The organism is Thiohalocapsa sp., assembly GCF_019695415.1.
Lineage (GTDB): Bacteria > Pseudomonadota > Gammaproteobacteria > Chromatiales > Chromatiaceae > Thiohalocapsa.
This window is the reverse complement of sequence record NZ_JAIFKJ010000443.1, coordinates 1-2,109: the sequence shown is the minus strand read 5'-3', so window position 1 is coordinate 2,109 and position 2,109 is coordinate 1. Positions and strand designations below refer to the sequence as shown.

The 2,109-nt window shown below is 67.6% G+C and carries 3 protein-coding genes; 1 reads left to right on the top strand and 2 read right to left on the bottom strand.

The genetic code is table 11. The annotated features are described in order from the left end of the window. Window positions 1–48: 48 nt before the first annotated feature. Complete coding sequence (locus tag I6U14_RS12520) at window positions 49–474, bottom strand: OsmC family protein (RefSeq protein WP_296899789.1); 426 nt, start codon at window positions 472–474, stop codon at window positions 49–51. Between the two features lie 155 nt (window positions 475–629). Here I6U14_RS12520 and I6U14_RS12515 point away from each other — a divergent pair, with 155 nt between their 5' ends. Beyond that, on the top strand, window positions 630–1,208 hold the full coding sequence (locus I6U14_RS12515) for a hypothetical protein (RefSeq protein ID WP_296899788.1): 579 nt from the start codon (window positions 630–632) through the stop codon (window positions 1,206–1,208). On the opposite strand, the gene I6U14_RS12510 is transcribed toward I6U14_RS12515, so the two are convergent. Then, the gene (locus I6U14_RS12510; protein WP_296899786.1) at window positions 1,202–1,996 is read right to left on the bottom strand and encodes a radical SAM protein; all 795 of its coding nucleotides are present in this window, start codon (window positions 1,994–1,996) and stop codon (window positions 1,202–1,204) included. The two genes, I6U14_RS12515 and I6U14_RS12510, sit on opposite strands and share 7 nt — an antisense overlap. Window positions 1,997–2,109: the final 113 nt, after the last annotated feature.

Genomic DNA, 2,109 nt, shown 5'->3' with positions numbered 1-2,109 from the left:
CCAGGACCGATGCACGGCAACCCGCTCCATCGGTCCTGGGCCAGCCCGTTAGGCCGAGGCCACCTGGCCGGTGCTGTCATGGATGTTGACGGGCAAGCCTTCCATCTTGCAGATGGTCTCGTGCACGGTGCAGTGGCCTGACACGCGCTTGATGGCCTCGGCTCGCTTGCCCACGTCGGCGTTGGGCAGGTGCACGTCTACCATCAGCTCTTTGAGGTGGGCCGGGTCGGTCGCCTTTTCGTAGTGGATCTCGACGTACATGCCGCTGGCGTCGATATCGTGCTGATCGCAATACTGCTGGACGAATGCGGCGATGCAGGACGACAGGGAAGCGACGAAGTAGTCCGGGGGTGTGGGATGCCGGCCCTTACCGCCCCATTCGGGCGTCGGCGGCACGTCATTCATGATTTTGTAGTCTCCCGCGTAGGTCTCGAACAGCATGTCACCGGCGTGCTGGGATTTCACAGAGGGCATAAGACAGTCTCCATTGATGGTTGTCGCGACGTAAGGACGTCGCGCCGGTGATTCAGCCCCAGCACCACGGGGCCGTCAAGGGCTGCGGAATGTTTAGGTAAGCGCCGATGCGGTATGCTCTCGCCCCCTTTATCCCCACCCCAGGACGCGTGTTGATGATCCGACGGCGGCTTTCCGGCAGCAGGCGATGGCTCCTTGCGCTGCCGGTGTGGTGCTGCTGCCTGCTCGGGGTGCTCGCAGCGCCGGTGCCGGCAGGGGCCGCTCAGCCGCCCTGCCTCAAGCTCGTCTTCAACCGCTACTGCCTGGGTGGTGACGCGAGCCTGCTGGCGCAGCAGTTGCCGCCGGCGCTGCGTCAGGACCAGGGTGAGCGTCTGGCGCTCGTCTACTACGAAGGCCGCGACCGCGTCTACGTGCTGGCCTGGCGGGGTGCGATCTACAAGGTGCTGCGCGAGTACCGCATTGCCTCCCAACTCCAATACGAGGATCTCTACCAGATCCTGCGCCGCAAGTACGGCGACGGGGAAGACCGCAGCAGTTTCCCCGAGTACGCGCGCACGCCGGGGCGTAAGCAGATTGCCATCCGCCGCGGCGAGGGCAGGGCGGTGCACCTGTGGCAGACGGATGCCGGCTGGCATGTGGAGCTCAGCTGGACACGCGAGACGGGGCTTGCGCTGGCCTACATTGCCGACGCCCTCGACGAGCAGCAGCGTGCGGCGATGGAGGGCGGTTACTGAGCCGCCCTCGCCGCGGCGGTTGCTGGAGCGCCAGATTGCGCGGACGCATCGAGTCGCGCTTCGAGCGCCGCCGCATCGTCGCTCACACCGCAAAGGCGCAGCGGCAGGATGCGGCCCACCGCATCGGGCGGTGCATCGCGAAGACGCACCGGCAGGTAGCTCGGTGTGAAGCCCGCCGCAAAGGGACCAGCGCTGTCGGTATTCAGGCCCTCGATGAGCACCGGTAGTGTGCGGCCGGTTTGGCTCGTGAGGCAGTCGGTCTTGAGCCTGGCCGCAAGCTCGTGCAGGGCCCGCGTGCGCTCGCGCTTGACAGGCTCCGGCACCTGATCGGCCATTGCGGCGGCCCGGGTTCCCGCCCGCGGCGAGTAGGGGAAGATATGCAGGTGGCTGAAGCCCGTGGCGGCGACGAAGTCCATGGTCTGCTGCCACTCGGCCTCGGTTTCGCCGGGGAAGCCGGCGATGATGTCGGTGCTCACCTGGAAGTCCGGGACCGCGCCCCGCGCAGCCGCCACCAGCTGTGCGAAGTCGCCGCTCTTGCAGCGGCGCGCCATGCGCTTAAGCACCGCATCCGAGCCGCTTTGCAGCGGCAGGTGCACGTGCGGCATCAGGCGCGGGCTCTGGAAGTGGGCCCAGAAGCCTTCCGGCAGGTCCCAAGGCTCCACGGAGCCCAGGCGAATGCGGGGCACGTCCGTCTCGGCGAGCACTGCGTCGAGGAGGCGCGCCAGGTCCGGCGCCTCGTGCGCCTGGGCGCCGCGCCCGTAACCGCCGAGCTGCACGCCGGTGGGCAAGACCTCCGGAACGCCCGAGGATGCGACGGACTTGATCTCTGCCACGATCTACGCCATTGGCCGGCTGCGCCACTCGCCCGCGGCGATTTTGGGGAGGGCAAAGGTGCAGTGGG